This window comes from Pseudoduganella sp. SL102 (assembly GCF_027856995.1).
GTDB lineage: Bacteria > Pseudomonadota > Gammaproteobacteria > Burkholderiales > Burkholderiaceae_D > Rugamonas > Rugamonas albidiflava.
The window spans coordinates 432,724-449,832 of the sequence record NZ_CP115554.1 but is presented as its reverse complement, the minus strand read 5'-3'; the positions used below and the strand labels follow the sequence as shown (position 1 = coordinate 449,832).

Sequence of the window (17,109 nt, the reverse complement as noted above, 5' to 3'; positions counted from 1 at the left end):
TCACCACCGCTGCCAGGCATCCCACGATGTCTTCACGATCAAGATCATCACGACCACGAGGAAGACCCTGCGCACGAACCCACTGCCGTGGCGCATCGCCAGCTTGGTGCCGATCAGCGAACCGGCTACCTGGCAGACGGCCATCATCAGGCCGAGCTGCCACAGCAGGTGCCCGCTATAACCAAACCACATCAGCGCGGACAAGTTGCACGCCACGTTGACGACCTTGGCCACGGCGGACGCACCCAGGAAATCAAACCCGAACAGCCGCACGAACAGGAAGACCAGGAAGCTGCCGGTCCCCGGACCGAAGAAGCCATCATAGAATCCAATGCAGGCGCCGATCACGACCGCCAGCAAGCGCTCCTTCAATCCGCTGTGCAGCGGTGCATGGATGCTGCCCAGGTCCTTGCGCCGGAACGTATAGATCGCGACGGCGACCAGCACGAACGGCAACAGCGTGCGCATGAAATCGGCGGGAATCTTGGTGACGGTGTACGCGCCAAAGAACGCGAACAGGAAGGCGGCAAAGGCAGCCGGCGCCGCGGTGGACCAGGCAATCGATACGCGCCGCGCGTAATTGATTGCGGCGGCCGCAGTCCCAAAAATGCCGGCCAGCTTGCTGGTACCCAGGAGCGTTGCCGGGGCGGTATTGCCGAAGGTGGAAAACAGGACGGGAATCTGGATCAGCCCTCCCCCGCCCACCACCGCATCCACCAGGCCGGCCGCGAAGGCCGCCACTCCCAACACCGCGATATCCAGCATCCGATCTCCCCTGTCCTTACGCCACCGAAGTCACCCCACCAAACCCGACATTGTACGGAAGAACATTGACGGCCGCCGGAGCGGCATCCGCTGAGGTATGCTCGTGTAACCGCCACCCACGGAGATGCCATGAACGATTTTTCCTTCAGCACCGTGCCGTACATCGTCTCCACCGTCGGCGCCAGCAGCCGCCTCGGTGAACATATCCGCGACCGCTTCCCCGCCACCCGCCGCGCGCTGGTCGTGACCGATGCGGGGTTCCTCGCCACCGGCCTGGCTGCGCTTCCGATCGCCAGCCTGGAAAACGCCGGATTCCACGTGAAGACCTACAGCGATGTGATTGCCGATCCACCCGAACACGTCGTGCTCGCGGCCGTCGAAACGGCGCGCCAGGACGGAACCGATCTCGTCATCGGTCTCGGGGGTGGCAGCTCCATGGATGTCGCGAAGCTCATCGCGGTCCTGGCCGGCAGCAGCCAGCCGCTGGCGGAAGCCTATGGAATTGGCAACGTACGTGGTGAGCGATTACCGCTCGTGCAAATTCCCACCACGGCGGGCACCGGCTCGGAAGTCACCAATATCGCGATTGTCACCACCGGCTCCACCACGAAGATGGGCGTGGTCGCCCCGCAGCTGTACGCCGACATGGCGATCCTCGACGCGGAACTGACGCTGGGCTTGCCGCCGGCCGTCACCGCTGCGACCGGCATCGATGCCATGGTGCACGCGATCGAAGCGTATACGAGCCGGCACAAGAAAAATCCCTTGTCCGATATGCTGGCGCGTGAAGCACTGCGCCTGCTGTGGGCCAATCTGCTGCCGGCCTGCCAGCCTACCCAAGATCGCACCGCCAGCCTGGCAGCCCGGCAAGCGATGCTGCTCGGAGCGTTGCTGGCGGGCCAGGCATTCGCCAACGCACCCGTCGCCGCGGTACATGCCCTGGCCTACCCGATCGGCGGCATCTTCCACGTTCCGCATGGTTTGTCCAATGCGCTGGTGCTGCCCCATGTCCTGCGCTTCAATGCGCCGGCGGCGGCCAGCCACTATGCCGAGCTGGCCGAGATCATCGCGCCCGATGCTCGCGGCACGGCGCAAGCCCGGGCGGAAGCGTTCGCGGCCGCGATGGCGCAACTGGCACGACGGACCGGCATCCCCGGCACATTGCGCGAAGTCGGCATTGCCGAGACAGATCTCGACCGCCTGGTCGACGATGCGATGCTGCAGACCCGCCTGCTGGGCAACAACCCCCGCGATGTCACGCGCGACGATGCCCGGGCCATTTACGCGGCTGCGCTGTAGCCGGCGCGGTAGCGGATAGCGTCCGAACGGCCCGGCTACCGAAGGCCCTGCGCGGCCGCCGTGCGGATCGCGCGACACCATAAAAAAGGCGGACCCGCAGGCCCGCCCTTCCCTATCCGCCATGCCGCAGCCCGGCGCGCGGGATCAATCCGGCACGTTCACCGTCGTGCCGCTGACCGTGATGGCACTGCTCCCCGGCACCGCCGAAATCGGCGGCACGTTGGCCACGGTGATCGGCACGGCATTGCTGGCCCGCGTGACCGTGTGCACGACCTGCGAGGGCGGCAGCGCCGTCGCACTGTTTTTCAGGTTGGCGTACACGGCGTCCAGCGCGCGGAACAGATAGACGTGCAGCGGCACGATCACGGTCGGCAACGCGTTCGAGAAGTTGTCGAAGTGGTTGGCGTTGGTGACTTCCACGTAGCGCAGCTTGCTCGCCGATCCCTCGACGGCGGCATTCAAGCCCACGTAAGCGCGCGAGGCGTGATTGACCGGGATCAGCGCATCGGCCCGCCCCGAGACGATCACCGCCGGCTTGCCGCGCAGGTTGCCGGTCGCCTGCACCTCGGTCATGCCGGCACGCACGCGGGCACTCTGCGCCGCCCGGTCTCCGGTGAGTGGCGCCCCGGTCACCGCGTCGACGCCGGTCGCCAGCGAGCGCAGGCACAGGAAGCCATCGAGCGCCTGGTCTTCGACACCCGTGGACGGCGACACGCCCAGGTTGTACAGCTTGGCTCCCCCCACCGAGTCCTCGTAGATCGGCGTACCCAGGATGCCGTTCTGCGTGGCGAAACTGGAGGCCCGTGTCGCGGCCGGCAAGGCGACCGGCGAGCCCGTGGTGTCCGCCGTGCCCCAGCTGAAGCCGCACACATTGTCCGTCACCGAGAACTTGCCGTAGGCATTCACGTACGTGACGGCGACGAGGATGTTCGTCAACGCGTGCGCGGCCTGCAGCGGTTCCGCGTCCGGTGTCCAGCCATACGCGCGCATCTTCGCCCGTGCATCGGCCTGGCGCGACGCCAGGTCGTTGCCGGTCAACAGCCCTTTCGCCACCAGCGACGCGCAGCGCCCTGCCCCACCGGCGATACATGGCTGGTACAACGCGGCGTAGCTCGAGTAGTCGAGCAGCGGCTTGCCTTGCGCCGTCGCCGTGGTGCCGGCCTGGCGAACGGTGTAGCCATCGGTCCGGTTCGGCTGGATTTGCGGTTCGGTCGCCGCCACCGCATCGATCAGGCCGGCCGTATCCTGTTCGGCCGCGAGAAGCGCCGAACCGGCACCGTTGGAAATCGATGAAGCAATCGTCAGCGTATTGGCGGGCGTGAAGCGAACCAGGCGGTTGGTATTGTCCTTGGCGACGACACCGTACTTCTCGTTGAGCACGTAAAAGGCGAATTCAATGGCTTGCAGCGTGACCCTGCCCCAGTCCTTTTCCGGATTGCGCTGCGAGTGCGCATGCTTGAAGGCGACGCGCCCGGGGAATTGCTGGGCGAACGCGGTGCGCTGCGCGTCGCTCAATTCGGGCGCGAAATGGGCATCCTTGCCGGCGGACGTGCGCGACGCACGCACGCCGTTCAAACCGTTGACGCTGTCGTCGTCGAACGTGTACAGGCCCGTGCCACTGCCCTTGTCCGCATAGGCGACCGCGCAATTGTTCTTCAGCCCCCACTCGCCGGCGCTGCCGATCGCGCCGTAAATGCCGCGCGAGCCGCTCGAGGTACCGGTAACGATGCAGGGGTTGACGGGATCGAAGCTGTTCGGCACCTGTACCATCAAGGTCACGTTTTGCCGGCCGGAGCCGTCGTCCGTGTACGCCAGGTATTCGGTACCGGCCACCATGCCGCTGCCATTGGTGGCCACGCCGGCCGCGTTCACGTTCGGCCCGTACAGCGTGCCATAGCCGCTGTTGGTGGCGATGTCGAGCACGGCCCGGTAATTGGCAAAGATCGCATTGCGGCGCAGTTCGCGTGCGGTGGGATTGGCGGGATCGTTATAGGCCGGTGGCGCGGCGGCGGCCAGCCCGGTGGTCCCCAGGCCTGCCGTCAGCAAGTCATCCGAGGTGCCGTCATAGCTGGCGGTCGAGATCGCCCCGAGCCAGGCGGGCTTCTGGTTCAGTACTTCCGGATCGTCGTCATCGTCGCTTCCACAGCCACCGAGCAACAGTGCCACGGCCAGGGCAATCGCGGTTTTCGATGTCGTCATCTGCATGGTTGGTCACCTCTTTCTGGAGTCGTTGTACACAGCTTGTTGGGTAAAAACCCTCTGGAAAAAACAACGCCGGAAAATTCCGGCGTCGTCATCTCTACCTCACGCTGGTTTTCTTCGGCCCAGCGCCGCCACGATTTCGCCGACGATGCCGCGCCGGAACAGCAGCACGCACGCCACGAAGATCAAGCCCGTGACCATGCTGACGGCTTCGCCCAGTGTGTTGAACCATTCGATGCCGGTACCGCTGGCAACTGCCGTGCCGAAGTCGCCCAGCTTGTTTTCCAGCGCGATGATGATCACGGCGCCCAGCAGCGGACCGGCCAGCGTGCCCATGCCGCCCACCAGCGTCATCAGGATGACGAGGCCGGACATCGTCCAGTGCACGTCCGTCAGCGTCTCGAAACCCAGCACCACGGTCTTCAGGGCACCGGCCAGGCCGGCCAGTGCGGCGGACAGTACGAACGCCATCAGCTTGTACTTGTCCACGTCGTAGCCCAGCGAGATGGCACGCGGTTCGTTCTCCTTGATCGCTTTCAGCACCTGCCCGAACGGCGAGTGGACAGTCCGTACGATCAGCGCGAACGCCACCACGCAGCAGGCGAGAACGACGAAGTACAGGGTCAGGTCGCTCGACAGGTCGATCGTGCCCAGCAGCCGTCCGCGCGGCACGCCCTGCAGGCCATCTTCGCCGCCCGTGAAATCGGTGTAGCGCAACGCGAAGAAGTACACCATCTGCGCCAGCGCCAGCGTGATCATCGAGAAATAGATGCCGGAGCGGCGGATCGCCAGGCCGCCGATCAGGAAGCCGACCAGTGCCGCGGCGACCACGCCGGCCACGAGGCCAAGCTCGACGGGCATGCCCCAGTTTTTCAAGGCATTCCCCGCCACGTAGCCCGCCGTGCCGAAGAACGCGGCATGGCCGAACGACAGCAGGCCGGTGAAGCCGATCAGCAGGTTGAAGGCGCTGGCGAACAGCGCGAAGCACAGCAATTTCATCAGGAACACCGGGTAGCCGATGAACGGCGCCACCAGTGCCGCCGCCAGCAGCAGGCCGTAGCCGATTGTCTTGTTCATGGTTGTCCTCTCACTTTTCTTTGCCGAACAGGCCGGCGGGACGCAACAGCAGCACGATGACCATCACGAGGAACACCACGGTCGACGAGAATTCCGGATAGAACACCCGTGTCAGGCCCTCGATGACGCCGAGCCCCAGCCCGGTGACGATCGACCCCAGGATCGAGCCCATGCCGCCGATCACCACCACGGCGAACACGACAATGATCAGGTTCGTGCCCATCAGCGGCGACACCTGGATGATCGGCGCCGCCAGTACGCCGGCGAAACCGGCCAGCGCCACGCCGAAGCCATACGTCAGCGTGACCATCAGCGGCACGTTGATGCCGAACGCCTCGACCAGTTTCGGGTTTTCCGTGCCGGCGCGCAGGTAGGCGCCGAGGCGTGTTTTCTCGATGACGAACCAGGTGGCGAAGCAGACGATCAGCGACGCCACGACGACCCAGGCGCGGTAGTTCGGCAAGATCATGAAGCCCAGGTCGGTAGCGCCCTGCAGCTGTTCCGGCGTGTCGAACGGCTGGCCGGACACGCCGTAGAACGAGCGGAAGATCCCTTCCACGAGCAAGGTGATGCCGAACGTCAGCAGCAAGCCGTACAGATGATCCAGCTTGTACAGCCAGCGCAGCATGGTTTTCTCGATGAGGACGCCGAGGATGCCGACGATGAACGGCGCGGCGATCAGCATGACCCAATAGCTCACGCCGAGATAGGACATGCCCATCCAGGCCAGGAAGGCGCCCATCATGTACATCGCGCCGTGCGAGAAATTAATGACGTTCAACAGGCCAAAGATGATGGCCAGCCCGAGCGACAGCATCGCGTAGAACGAGCCGTTGACGAGTCCCAGCAGCAGCTGGCTCATCATGGCTGGCAGGGGAACGCCGAAAATTTCCATGCCTTCTTCTCCTCGAAGAGTGATAACAAATAATGTGAATGGTGCGAACAGCGATGACGACAGCGATGACGACAGCGATGACAGACGGCCGATGCGGTGGCAACCACGCGCGGCAGCGGGCGACGGCAACCAAGGACTTCAGCCAGGCGCCGTGGCCTGGACAGCAGCCGGACAGCAGCCGGGACAGCGGACGAATGGCGCCGCGGACGCGGACGCTACGTCGCAGCCGCTGGACACCGGCGCCGGCACAGGGCGGCAGTGGCGAACCTGGTACACGTCGCCCAGGCCGGTAGCCAGCAACCAGCACGCAGCAACCAGTAAGCAGCAACTTCCCAATAGCCATCACCCATCAGCCATCAGCCGGTGTTGCCGCCCTGCCCCCTGCCGGATCGACCAATGCCGCGAACGGCGCGCACTGCGGCGCCGTTCGCGTCCAGGGCACGTCCAGGGCCGGCGGAACGAACCGCCGGCCCGTTTCAACGCTCTGGAAAAACCGCTGCGCGCCGCGAACCGCTCCGCTTGCTTACTTCCACAACGAACACTTGGTCTCGGCCTTTTTCATGTAGGCCTGTTCGCCGGGGATGGTGGCCACCACCTTGTAGTAATCCCACGGGTACTTCGACTCCGCCGGTTTTTTCACTTCCATCAGGTACATGTCGTGCACCATGCGGCCGTCCGGGCGGATCACGCCGTTCTTCGTGAACATGTCGTTGATAGGGGTTTTCTTCAGGTGCGCCATCACCTTGTCCGATTCGTCGGTGCCGAGTGCCTTCACGGCCTTCAGGTAGTTGGACGCGGCCGAATAGTCGGCCGCCTGCAGCATCGACGGTTCCTTCTTCATCTTCGCGAAGTAGCGCTTCGACCAGGCGCGCGTGTCGGCGTTCAGGTCCCAGTACCAGCCATCCGTCAGGTACATGCCCTGCGTGGTGTTCAGGCCCAGCGAATGGATATCGTTGATGAAGATCAGCAAGCCGGCGAGTTTCATTTTTTTCGAGATACCGAACTCGTTGGCGGCCTTGATCGAGTTGATCGCGTCGCCACCGGCGTTGGCCAGCCCCAGGATCTGCGCCTTCGATGCCTGCGCCTGCAGCAGGAACGACGAGAAGTCGGAGGCCGACAGCGGGTGCTTCACCGAACCCAGTACACGGCCGCCACCGGTCTTCACGACAGCCGCGGTGTCCGCTTCGAGCGACTGGCCGAAGGCATAATCGGCCGTCATGAAGTACCAGTCCTTGCCACCCTGCTTGACGATCGCGCCGCCCGTGCCGCGGGCCAGCGCCACGGTGTCATACGCATAGTGCACCGTGTACGGCGTGCACTCCTCGTTGGTCAGGCGCGAGGAACCGGCGCCGATCGAGATGAAAATCTTCTTCTTTTCGGCCGCCACCTTGGCCATCGCCAGGTTGGCGCCGGAATTGGTACCGCCGATCAGCATGTCGACGCCCTGCTGGTCGAACCATTCGCGCGCCTTGGAGGCGGCGATGTCCGCCTTGTTCTGGTGGTCGGCGGAGATGAATTCGACTTTCTTGCCGGCGATGACGGTACCGGCATCGGCGATCGCCATCTTGATCGCCTCGGCGCCGCCGGCGCCATCGATGTCCGTGTACAGGCCGGACATGTCGGTGATGAAACCGATCTTGATCGTGTCGCCCGAAACCTGGGCGGACGCGGTACCGGACAGGCCGATGGCGCAGACAGCGGTGGCTGCCATGGCGATTGCGTTACGCTGGATAGTCGATTTCATTGTCGTCTCCTTCACTGGGTGTTATGGGGCCGCCACGGGCGCGGCGGCACACTGATGCCTGATGATTTACGCTGTTGTTTGCGCGATTGCTTGTGCTATTACTTGCGTGATGACTGGCTATACGCCCAGCAGCTCGGTGAGCACCGGCATCTTGGCGTTCAATTCGGATGCGGCGAAGGTCTCGACGATCTGGCCATGTTCCATCACGTAGAACCGGTCCGCCAGGGGCGCGGCGAAGCGGAAATTCTGCTCCACCATGACGATCGTGTAACCCTTGGATTTCAGCGTGCGGATCATGCGGGCCAGGCCCTGGACGATGACGGGCGCCAGCCCTTCGGAAATTTCATCGAGCAGCAGCAGGCGCGCGCCGGTGCGCAGGATGCGGGCAACGGCCAGCATTTGCTGCTCGCCGCCGGACAGGCGGGTGCCCTGGCTGTTGCGGCGCTCCTTCAGGTTCGGGAACATGTCGTAGATCTCGTCGAGCGACATACCTTTCTCGCTGGTCTTCAGGGTGGGCGGCAGCAGCAGGTTTTCCTCGGTCGACAGCGACGAGAAAATGCCCCGCTCTTCCGGGCAGTAGCCGACACCGAGGTGGGCGATCCGGTGCGTGGGCATGCTGATCGCTTCCTGCCCGTTGATGCGGATCGATCCCTTGCGCGCGCCCGTCAGGCCCATGATCGCGCGCAAGGTCGTCGTGCGGCCGGCGCCATTGCGGCCCAGCAGCGTGACGACTTCGCCTTGCCGCACCGTGATGTTCACGTTGTGCAGGATGTGCGACTCGCCATACCAGGCTTGCAGGTCGGCGATTTCCAGCGCCGCCTGCGCCGGCTGGCTGGCTGGCATGTGGACGTTCGAGGTGGCTGGCGCGTTCATCAATGCGCTCCCACCAGTTCGCTTGCTTCCGTGCCCATGTAAGCCTCCATCACCTGGGGATTTTTCGACACCTCGGCGTAGCTGCCTTCTGCCAGCATCGCGCCGCGCTGCAGCACGGAGATCCGGTCACAGATGCCCGATACCACGCTCATATTGTGTTCCACCATCAGGATGGTGCGGCCGTTCGAGACTTTCTTGATCAGCTCCGTGACCCGGTGCACATCCTCGTGGCCCATGCCTTGGGTCGGTTCGTCGAGCAGCATGAGTTCCGGTTCCATCGCCAGCGTGGTGGCGATCTCCAGCGCGCGCTTGCGGCCGTAGGGCATGTCCGCCGTGATCGTGTCCGCGAACTGGGTGAGATCGACTTCGGCCAGCAGCGCCATGGCGCGGGCGTTCAGCTGATCCAGCGTGCGTTCGCTGCGCCAGAAATGAAACGTGGTGCCCAGCTGGCGCTGCAGGCCGATGCGCACGTTCTGCAACACCGTCAGGTGCGGGAAAACGGCGGAGATCTGGAACGAACGGATTACGCCCATGCGGGCGATTTCCGCCGGCTTGGCGGAAGTGATGTCCTTGCCGTTGAAAAGGATCTGGCCCGAGGTCGGCACCAGGAATTTCGTCAGCAGGTTGAAGCAGGTTGTCTTGCCGGCGCCGTTCGGGCCGATCAAGGCATGAATATGACCACGTTGAACCCGCAGGTTTACGTCATTAACAGCAGTGAAACCCTTGAACTCCTTGGTCAAATTCCTTGTTTCCAAGATGAAGTTTGACATCGCGTCTCCCTGAGGATTCTTTACATACTGCTAAAATTTTTTGTCGATCATACCCAGAACAAATATGCCTAACAATACCGTATAACTACCATAAACTTTTGTCAAACTACTACCGAACCAAACGAGATTTGTGCTTTGCGCAACAAGCCTAAAATCGGCGAATTGCATTCTGCATGCAGACTTTGTTTTTCAACTGCCGCTATCATTGAGCAACTTACTACAACATTTTGCATTTTTTGATGCGTTGCAGCACAACAAAAAAGTCCGATCTGAACATATCAATTAATTAATGGAACGGTGCCCTGCCATTTCAGCCACCAGGGTCTCCACCAGCTTGGCTGCGCACATGCGGCGGGCTCGCGCGACGCCCGTGCCGCACCATAAGGACATCAGTTCGGTATCGCCCCGCTTGGCCGCCTCGAAGCGGATCGGCCCGGTCAAGGCGTTTTGCACGGGATAAGGCGGTAACTGGTCTTCCACCGCTTCCATCTGTTCCATGAAACGGTTCACCAGACCGCGTGCATAGCGGCCGGAAAACGCCCGCGTCAGGCGGGTCGGCGCGTTGCCGGCAATCTGCAGCCGGTGCTTGTAGGCGGGATGGATGCCTGCTTCATCGGTAACGAGGAACGCCGTCCCCATTTGCACCGCCGCGGCACCGAGATTCAGCCGATCGCGCACGTCCGCCCCGGTCATGATATTGCCCGCTGAAATTACGGGGATGGTGACCTCGGCCACCATCGCCCTCAACAGCGCAACTGCATCCAATGTAGCGTCGCGCTGGTCGCCGATGAACGTGCCGCGGTGGCCGCCGGCTTCGGTGCCCGACGCGATCACCGCATCGGCGCCCGCGTTCTGCCAGGCCAGCGCTTCATCCACACGCGTCGCGGTGCCGATCACATGGATGCCCGCGGCATGCAACTGCTGTACTTGTGTTGCGGAAAGTATGCCGAAGGTGAAACTGGCCACGGCCGGCTTCAGTTCCAGCAGCACGGCGAACTGGGCGGCAAAGTCTTCGCACCATTTGAACGGCAGCGCCAGCTCGGACCAGCCCAGCGACGACCACACGGGTTTCAGCAATTCCACCGCACGCGCCACCTCCTCGGCACTGGGATGCGGCGGATCCTGGACGAAAAAGTTCAGCATGAAAGGCTTGTCGGTCAGCTCGCGGGTCTCCGCTACCTGGCGCCGGATCGCATCCGGCGCCAGCAGGGAACACGCCATCGAACCGAGGCCGCCGGCATTCGACACGGCGGCGATCAGCGCGGGTGTCGTGCATCCGCCAGCCACAGCCATCGGGCCCTGGATGATTGGATGGGGGAACAGGGATTGCAACGCCATGATGTCTCCTCAAGGGCCTGTGGATAAGCGTGAGGATATCCACAGGCATCGTTTGTGCGTAAACCGTGCATTGGTGCCACCGCCTATTTTTGTCCAAAAACCATTCCTCGACCATACAAGGTTTACGCGTGTGGTTGTGCGGCCCGTAAACCGTTGATTTTACTGAGGCCGGCTGACTTATCCACAGAAAGTGCAAACTGTTAACAACCACTACTAGCTTGTATACATACTTATTCTTGTAAACCGACGCCGCTTCGCGTCGCCGGCCGGACCGGCTCAATGAACAAAATGATTTCGTCCAGCAACGTCGATACGAAAAAACGTTTTGCAAAAAAAAAAGTTCGCGGAAGCAAGGCACGATTGGCGCTGCACATTGCCGACATGATTCAACCGGATTCGATCCAGGCTCTGGCAGACCGTTCGTCATGATGAAGACGGCCTGGCGCCTGTCACTGAGGACTGTTTTTTGTGATTTGCCTGCCTTGCCGACAGGCTGGAGACCAAAAAAAGGCCGAATTCGCAGGTGTCTGTGGATAAGGTGCTGCATATCCACAGGAGCGGATGTGCGTAAACCATGCGGGAGGGGTCTACGGGATTTTTTGTTCAGAACTCATCCGGCTCGGATACAATCCTTGTCCTAGTGGTTACTGGACACGTAAACAACTGATTTTGTGGATGTTAACAGCGTTATCCACAGTTAAGCCGGGGTTTACTATCTACTACCAGCTTAAATATTTATTCTTATTCTTGTAAACCAACGGCGCGAAAGCAGCAGAAGCAGCAGCAAAAGAAACAGGCAAAGCAACAGAAAAGCGCTGTCCAGTATCCTGGAATCCATGCATATCTTTCAAAGCCACGACAAAAATTCGAGCAAAAACAAGCGCTTGGGAATCATTTCCGCCCTGGCGGAAGAACAGGAAGGCCTGATCCAGGCGATGCAGCACCCTGAACGGCACGTGCACGGCATGCGCGAATACACGGTGGGCAGCTTGTGGAACGTGGAAGCGGTGGCCGTGCTGTCGCGCATCGGCAAGGTGGCTGCGGCGATGACCGCTGCCCTGCTTGTGGAAAGGTTCGGAGTTACCCACATCCTCTTCACCGGCGTGGCCGGCAGTGCCGATGCCAATGTGCGGGTCGGCGACGTCGTCATTGCCGAATCGCTGGTACAGCACGACATGGATGCGGCGCCCCTGTTTCCCCGTTTCGAGGTTCCGCTGACCGGCCTGGCGCACCTTCCCAGCGACCTGGCCATGAGTTCAAGGCTGGCTGGCGCGGCCAGCACCTTCCTGGAAGGCGAGAATGGCGCCACGCTGCATCGCGGGCTGATCGGTAGTGGCGACCAGTTCATCAACGACGGCATGCGCCTGGCGGCCCTGAAAAGTGCCTTGCCGGGGCTGTTGGCGGTGGAGATGGAAGGTGCCGCGGTGGCGCAGGTGTGTTTCGAGCTGGGCATTCCGTTTGCCGTGATCCGCACGATCTCGGACAATGCCAACGAAACCGCCGCGACCGATTTCATGGCATTCGTGAAGACCGTGGCTTCCCGCTATGCGTTCGGCATCATCGAAAATTATTGCCGAAGCCATGGGGCATGACGAACGCCGGGCCCCCTGATGCCCTGGAACGCTCCAGATGAGGCTGTAGCCGGTTCAGGGCGATACGGCGCCACGGACACGAATCGCGTCATAAAACGCCGGCAAGGGCCCTCGGAAGCCTTCCTGAGGGCATCCTGCGTGCTTTGGCACCGGGAAGACGAAAAAAATGGCGCCGCAGCGCCATTTTTTGTTTTCAATGCATCGAACCCGTCAGGCGCCCAATGTCATCAGGCTGGCGTTGCCGCCCGCCGCCGTCGTGTTGACACATAACGCCCGTTCGGCGATCAGCCGCCACAGCGGGATCACGCCTTCCGGCGTCGTGTCGATGACGCCGACCACCGCGCCATCGCGCTCGGCCAGCGGCCCCCTCACCTGCGCCGCCAGCGACGATTCCACCAGGGCGATCTGGAAGCTGTCCTTCAGCGCCTCCAGGCTGCCGACGACCTGTACGCGGTCTTCCACGGCAGGCGGCAAGTCCGCGGGCACGAGTGAAGTCGCATGCGCCACGATCACGGCACGGTTGCCGGTCGCCAGCGTGGCCGCCAGCTGGTTCAGCAATGCGTCCTGGGTGTCGGCAAAGCAGGCGATCGTGCCGCGCGCCTCGTAGCGCAGCGTATTGCGCTCGCCGGTCGGGCCCGGCAGCACGATCTCGGTGCCGAGCGGTGTCGACCGCACGTATTGCTCGGCCAGCGTGGCCAGCGCCTCCTTGCCCTTGGCGCGCAGCCACACGGCCAGCGCATCCACGCTGGGCGTCGATTGCCGCGCATGCGTCTCGAGCGGTGCCGCGCCCCGCTGCAGCCGCTTCAGGTACAGCGGCCCGCCCGCCTTCGGGCCGGTACCGGATTTGCCTTCGCCACCGAACGGCTGCACGCCGACGACCGCGCCGACGATGTTGCGGTTCACATAGATATTGCCCACGTGCGCACGCTGCGCGATGTAGTCGATCGTCTCGTCGATGCGCGAGTGGACGCCCAGCGTCAGGCCGAAACCGCTGGCGTTGATCTGGTCGATCACCTTGGGCAGGTCGGCGCGCCCGTAGCGGATCACGTGCATCACCGGCCCGAACACTTCCTTCGTCAGCTCCGCCAGCGAACGGATTTCCAGCACGGTCGGCGGCACGAACGTGCCCTGGGCGGTCTCGGGCAAGCCCAGCGAGAAATGCGCGACGCAAGTGCGCTTGGTGCGCTCGATGTGCGCCAGCAGGTTTTGCTGGGCCTCGGCATCGATGACGGGGCCGATATCGGTTACCAGCCGGTCCGGGCTGCCGATCCTGAGCTCGCTCATGGCACCCTTCAGCATGCGGATCGTCTTGTCGGCGATATCGTCTTGCAGGAACAGCACGCGCAGCGCGGAACAGCGCTGGCCGGCACTGTCGAACGCCGACGAGATCGCATCCTGCACCACCTGCTCGGGCAAGGAGGAAGAATCGACGATCATCGCGTTCTGGCCGCCCGTTTCTGCGATCAGCGGGATATCGCAGTGCTCCGCCACCGCCCGCTGCGCCAGCACGCGGTTGATCAGCTGCGCCACTTCCGTCGACCCCGTGAAGATCACGCCCTTGACGCGGGCATCGCTGCACAGGGCGGCGCCGACCACGTCGCCGCGGCCGGGCAGGTATTGCAGCGCCACGCGGGGAATGCCCGCTTCATGCAGCAGTTCCACGGCGCGGTGCGCGATCAGGGGCGTCTGCTCGGCCGGCTTGGCCAGCACCACGTTGCCGGCCGCCAGCGCCGCCGCCACCTGCCCCGTGAAAATCGCCAGCGGGAAGTTCCACGGGCTGATGCAGGTGACCGGCCCCAGCGCCAGCACGTTTTTCTCGTGGCGGATCTGCTGCGCGTAGTAGCGCAGGAAATCGACCGCCTCGCGCACCTCGGCAATGGCGTTCGGCAGCGACTTGCCGGCTTCGCGGATGGCCAGCGCCATCAGTTCGAGCTTGTTGGCTTCGAACAGGTCCGCCGCGCGCATCAGCGCATCGGCGCGCGCCGACGATTCCACCGTCTGCCAGTCCATCGCTCCATGGCTGGCGCTGGCCAGCGCCCGGGCCACGTCGGCGGCGGTGGCTTCGGTCACCTGGCCCACCCGATCGCCGTGCTGTGCCGGGTTGCATACCGGCTGGGCCGGCTGGACCGGCTGCTCCGCCGGCGCAGGACCCGCCAGCAGCGGTGCCGCCGTCCAGGTGCGCGCCGGAGCCAGCGCCGCGGCAACCTCGCGCAGCACATCCTCGTTCGACAGGTCGATGCCTTCGGAATTGCCGCGCTCGGTGCCGAACATGTCGCGCGGCAGTGCGATGGCCGGGTGCGGCGCCCCGCCCTGCCGGCGCGCCAGGTCCAGCGGATCCTGGATCAGCGTTTCGACCGGGATGGCTTCATCGACGATCTGGCTGACGAACGAGGAATTGGCGCCGTTTTCCAGCAGCCGGCGCACCAGGTAGGCCAGCAGCGTTTCATGGGTGCCCACCGGTGCGTAGATGCGGCAGGCCTTGTCCAGCTTGTCCTTGCCCACCACCTGGTCGTACAGCGTTTCTCCCATGCCGTGCAGGCACTGGAATTCGTAATCGTCGATGCCGTCGCGTTTTGCCCACGTGTAGATGGTCGACAGCGTCTGCGCATTGTGCGTGGCGAACTGCGGATAGAGGACGTCGGTGCTGGCCAGCAGGCGCTGCGCGCAGGCGAGGTACGACACATCCGTGTACACCTTGCGCGTGTAGACCGGATAACCCGGCATGCCATCGACCTGGGCGCGCTTGATCTCGGCATCCCAGTAGGCTCCCTTGACCAGCCGGACCATGAACTTGCGGCCGCTGCGGCGTGCCAGGTCGGCCAGGTAATCGATAACGAACGGGCAACGTTTCTGGTAGGCCTGGACCACGAAGCCGATGCCCTCGAAGCCGGCCAGTTCCGGGTCCTGCGCCAGCGCTTCCATCAGGTCCAGCGACAGTTCCAGGCGGTCGGCCTCTTCCGCGTCGATGTTCAGGCCGATGTCGTAGCCTTTCGCCAGCAGGATCAGGGCGCGCAGGCGCGGCAGCAGTTCCGCCATCACGCGCTCGCGCTGCGCACGGCTGTAGCGGGGATGCAGGGCCGACAGCTTGACCGAGATACCGGGACCGTTGCGGATGCCACGGCCATTCGAGGCGCGGCCGATCGCATGGATCGCCTGTTCGTAGCTGGCGTAGTACTTCGCCGCATCGGCTTCCGTCAGCGCGGCTTCGCCCAGCATGTCGTACGAATAACGGTAACCGCGCGCTTCGTTGTCGCGGCCATTGCGGATCGCCTCGTCGATCGTCTGCCCCGTCACGAACTGGTTGCCCAGCATGCGCATCGCCAGGTCCACGCCCTTGCGGATCAGCGGTTCGCCGCCCTTGGCGATCAGCCGCGTGATGGCCGAGCCCAGCTTTTCCTCGCTGGACGAACCGACCAGCTTGCCCGTGACGAGCAAGCCCCAGGTGGCCGCGTTGACGAACAGCGACGGCGATTCGCCCAGGTGCTTGCGCCAGTCGCCCTTGCTGATCTTGTCCGCGATCAGGCGGTCGGCCGTGGCCTGGTCGGGTATGCGCAGCAGCGCCTCGGCCAGGCACATCAGGGCTACCCCTTCGTCGGACGACAGCGAGAACTGGTGCATCAGCGCGTCCACGCCCGAGGCGCGGGTGCGCTTTTCGCGCACGGCCGTCACCAGGCGGCGCGCCAGGGCCTGGGCCTCCTGCGTGACGGCATCGCCGCGGTCGCGGATCTGGGCCAGCAGCCATTGCACGGCGGTGCGTTCGTCGCGCCGGTAAGCGGCCGTGATCGCCGCGCGCAGCGGGGACGGGTCGCGCAGGATTTCGGCCTGCAGGGCGCTGAAGGGAACTGGGGCATTCATGGGGAATCTTTATCGAAGAATGGTTGAGAGAACGGCCGCCCCCTAACAAAACACGCCCGGCAAACAGGGTCTGCGGAGCGTGCGGTGGTCGGTTCTTGCGGCGATTGCCAATGATTCGATTGTATGCGGGATTCTTCTGGATTAATTCTGGTAATGCTGGGGGCTAGCCATACAACATTTTTGATGAGAGAATTTAACCAAATAAAATTAAAGGTGGGGATAGACGATGCTGGACAAGATCAGTAAAAAGATCCTGATGGAATTGCAGAGCGACGGCCGCATCAGCAACGTGGAGCTGGCGGCGCGGGTGAACCTGTCGCCGGCGGCTTGCCTGGAGCGGGTGCGCAAGCTGCACGATTCAGGCTACATCCTGGGTTATACCGCCCAGCTGAACCCGCAACTGCTGGACGTTTCACTGCTGGTGTTCATCGAAGTGGTGCTGGACCGTACCACGCCGGAAGTGTTCGACGCCTTCAAGCATAGCGTACAACTGATTCCCGAGGTGCTCGAATGTCACATGGTGGCCGGCGGTTTCGACTACCTGGTGAAGGCGCGCGTAAAGGACATGGCCGCTTACAGGGAGTTCCTTGGGAAAACATTGTTGCAAAAAGGCGTGCGGGAAACGCATACTTATGCGGTAATGGAAGAAGTCAAGAATACCAGCAAGTTGCCCATCAAATGAGCACGGCCCGTCTCACC

The 17,109-nt window shown here is 63.2% G+C and carries 13 protein-coding genes; 4 read left to right on the top strand and 9 right to left on the bottom strand.

What is annotated here, in order from left to right; genetic code table 11:
* Window positions 1–765, bottom strand: a complete 765-nt coding sequence (locus OU994_RS01940) for a TSUP family transporter (protein WP_281609414.1) — start codon at window positions 763–765, stop codon at window positions 1–3.
* A gap of 129 nt (window positions 766–894) precedes the next feature.
* Here OU994_RS01940 and OU994_RS01935 point away from each other — a divergent pair, with 129 nt between their 5' ends.
* Window positions 895–2,064, top strand: a complete 1,170-nt coding sequence (locus tag OU994_RS01935) for an iron-containing alcohol dehydrogenase (protein ID WP_281609413.1) — start codon at window positions 895–897, stop codon at window positions 2,062–2,064.
* A 144-nt stretch (window positions 2,065–2,208) separates the two neighbouring features.
* On the opposite strand, the gene OU994_RS01930 is transcribed toward OU994_RS01935, so the two are convergent.
* From OU994_RS01930 to OU994_RS01900, 7 genes are all read right to left on the bottom strand, one after another.
* Window positions 2,209–4,269, bottom strand: coding sequence for a 3-hydroxybutyrate oligomer hydrolase family protein (locus tag OU994_RS01930; protein WP_281609412.1), 2,061 nt, complete (start codon window positions 4,267–4,269; stop codon window positions 2,209–2,211).
* A gap of 99 nt (window positions 4,270–4,368) precedes the next feature.
* Complete coding sequence (locus tag OU994_RS01925) at window positions 4,369–5,343, bottom strand: branched-chain amino acid ABC transporter permease (RefSeq protein WP_131148413.1); 975 nt, start codon at window positions 5,341–5,343, stop codon at window positions 4,369–4,371.
* Between the two features lie 10 nt (window positions 5,344–5,353).
* Window positions 5,354–6,238 (bottom strand): branched-chain amino acid ABC transporter permease, encoded by an 885-nt coding sequence (locus OU994_RS01920; protein WP_281609411.1) that lies wholly within the window; start codon window positions 6,236–6,238, stop codon window positions 5,354–5,356.
* Window positions 6,239–6,761: 523 nt separating this feature from the next.
* The gene (locus OU994_RS01915; protein WP_373922531.1) at window positions 6,762–7,982 is read right to left on the bottom strand and encodes an ABC transporter substrate-binding protein; all 1,221 of its coding nucleotides are present in this window, start codon (window positions 7,980–7,982) and stop codon (window positions 6,762–6,764) included.
* Window positions 7,983–8,099: 117 nt separating this feature from the next.
* On the bottom strand, window positions 8,100–8,855 hold the full coding sequence (locus tag OU994_RS01910) for an ABC transporter ATP-binding protein (RefSeq protein ID WP_281609410.1): 756 nt from the start codon (window positions 8,853–8,855) through the stop codon (window positions 8,100–8,102).
* Window positions 8,855–9,625: an ABC transporter ATP-binding protein gene (locus OU994_RS01905; protein ID WP_131148415.1), complete on the bottom strand. Its 771-nt coding sequence runs from the start codon at window positions 9,623–9,625 to the stop codon at window positions 8,855–8,857. The genes OU994_RS01910 and OU994_RS01905 overlap by 1 nt, the downstream gene beginning before the upstream one ends.
* A 282-nt stretch (window positions 9,626–9,907) precedes the next feature.
* Window positions 9,908–10,963, bottom strand: a complete 1,056-nt coding sequence (locus OU994_RS01900) for a nitronate monooxygenase family protein (RefSeq protein ID WP_281609409.1) — start codon at window positions 10,961–10,963, stop codon at window positions 9,908–9,910.
* Window positions 10,964–11,242: 279 nt separating this feature from the next.
* Between OU994_RS01900 and OU994_RS01895 the strand changes: the two genes are divergently transcribed.
* Both OU994_RS01895 and OU994_RS01890 read left to right on the top strand, forming a co-directional pair.
* On the top strand, window positions 11,243–11,392 hold the full coding sequence (locus OU994_RS01895) for a hypothetical protein (protein WP_281609408.1): 150 nt from the start codon (window positions 11,243–11,245) through the stop codon (window positions 11,390–11,392).
* Window positions 11,393–11,799: 407 nt separating this feature from the next.
* A complete protein-coding gene (locus tag OU994_RS01890) occupies window positions 11,800–12,555 on the top strand; it encodes a 5'-methylthioadenosine/adenosylhomocysteine nucleosidase (protein ID WP_281609407.1) in 756 nt (251 codons plus the stop codon).
* 210 nt (window positions 12,556–12,765) lie between these two features.
* On the opposite strand, the gene putA is transcribed toward OU994_RS01890, so the two are convergent.
* Window positions 12,766–16,410: a trifunctional transcriptional regulator/proline dehydrogenase/L-glutamate gamma-semialdehyde dehydrogenase gene (gene putA, locus OU994_RS01885; RefSeq protein ID WP_281609406.1), complete on the bottom strand. Its 3,645-nt coding sequence runs from the start codon at window positions 16,408–16,410 to the stop codon at window positions 12,766–12,768.
* A 226-nt stretch (window positions 16,411–16,636) separates the two neighbouring features.
* On the opposite strand from putA, the gene OU994_RS01880 reads away from it, so the two are divergent.
* Window positions 16,637–17,092 (top strand): Lrp/AsnC ligand binding domain-containing protein, encoded by a 456-nt coding sequence (locus OU994_RS01880; RefSeq protein WP_130186877.1) that lies wholly within the window; start codon window positions 16,637–16,639, stop codon window positions 17,090–17,092.
* Window positions 17,093–17,109: the final 17 nt, after the last annotated feature.

What these genes read in the sequence shown, in the direction of transcription:
- putA (WP_281609406.1), bottom strand. Translation starts at nt 16,410, where the DNA reads ATGAATGCCCCAGTTCCCTTCAGCGCCCTGCAGGCCGAAATCCTGCGC.
- OU994_RS01920 (WP_281609411.1), bottom strand. Translation starts at nt 6,238, where the DNA reads ATGGAAATTTTCGGCGTTCCCCTGCCAGCCATGATGAGCCAGCTGCTG.
- OU994_RS01910 (WP_281609410.1), bottom strand. Translation starts at nt 8,855, where the DNA reads ATGAACGCGCCAGCCACCTCGAACGTCCACATGCCAGCCAGCCAGCCG.
- OU994_RS01935 (WP_281609413.1), top strand. Translation starts at nt 895, where the DNA reads ATGAACGATTTTTCCTTCAGCACCGTGCCGTACATCGTCTCCACCGTC.
- OU994_RS01900 (WP_281609409.1), bottom strand. Translation starts at nt 10,963, where the DNA reads ATGGCGTTGCAATCCCTGTTCCCCCATCCAATCATCCAGGGCCCGATG.
- OU994_RS01940 (WP_281609414.1), bottom strand. Translation starts at nt 765, where the DNA reads ATGCTGGATATCGCGGTGTTGGGAGTGGCGGCCTTCGCGGCCGGCCTG.
- OU994_RS01880 (WP_130186877.1), top strand. Translation starts at nt 16,637, where the DNA reads ATGCTGGACAAGATCAGTAAAAAGATCCTGATGGAATTGCAGAGCGAC.
- OU994_RS01890 (WP_281609407.1), top strand. Translation starts at nt 11,800, where the DNA reads ATGCATATCTTTCAAAGCCACGACAAAAATTCGAGCAAAAACAAGCGC.
- OU994_RS01895 (WP_281609408.1), top strand. Translation starts at nt 11,243, where the DNA reads ATGAACAAAATGATTTCGTCCAGCAACGTCGATACGAAAAAACGTTTT.
- OU994_RS01930 (WP_281609412.1), bottom strand. Translation starts at nt 4,269, where the DNA reads ATGCAGATGACGACATCGAAAACCGCGATTGCCCTGGCCGTGGCACTG.
- OU994_RS01925 (WP_131148413.1), bottom strand. Translation starts at nt 5,343, where the DNA reads ATGAACAAGACAATCGGCTACGGCCTGCTGCTGGCGGCGGCACTGGTG.
- OU994_RS01905 (WP_131148415.1), bottom strand. Translation starts at nt 9,625, where the DNA reads ATGTCAAACTTCATCTTGGAAACAAGGAATTTGACCAAGGAGTTCAAG.
- OU994_RS01915 (WP_373922531.1), bottom strand. Translation starts at nt 7,982, where the DNA reads ATGAAATCGACTATCCAGCGTAACGCAATCGCCATGGCAGCCACCGCT.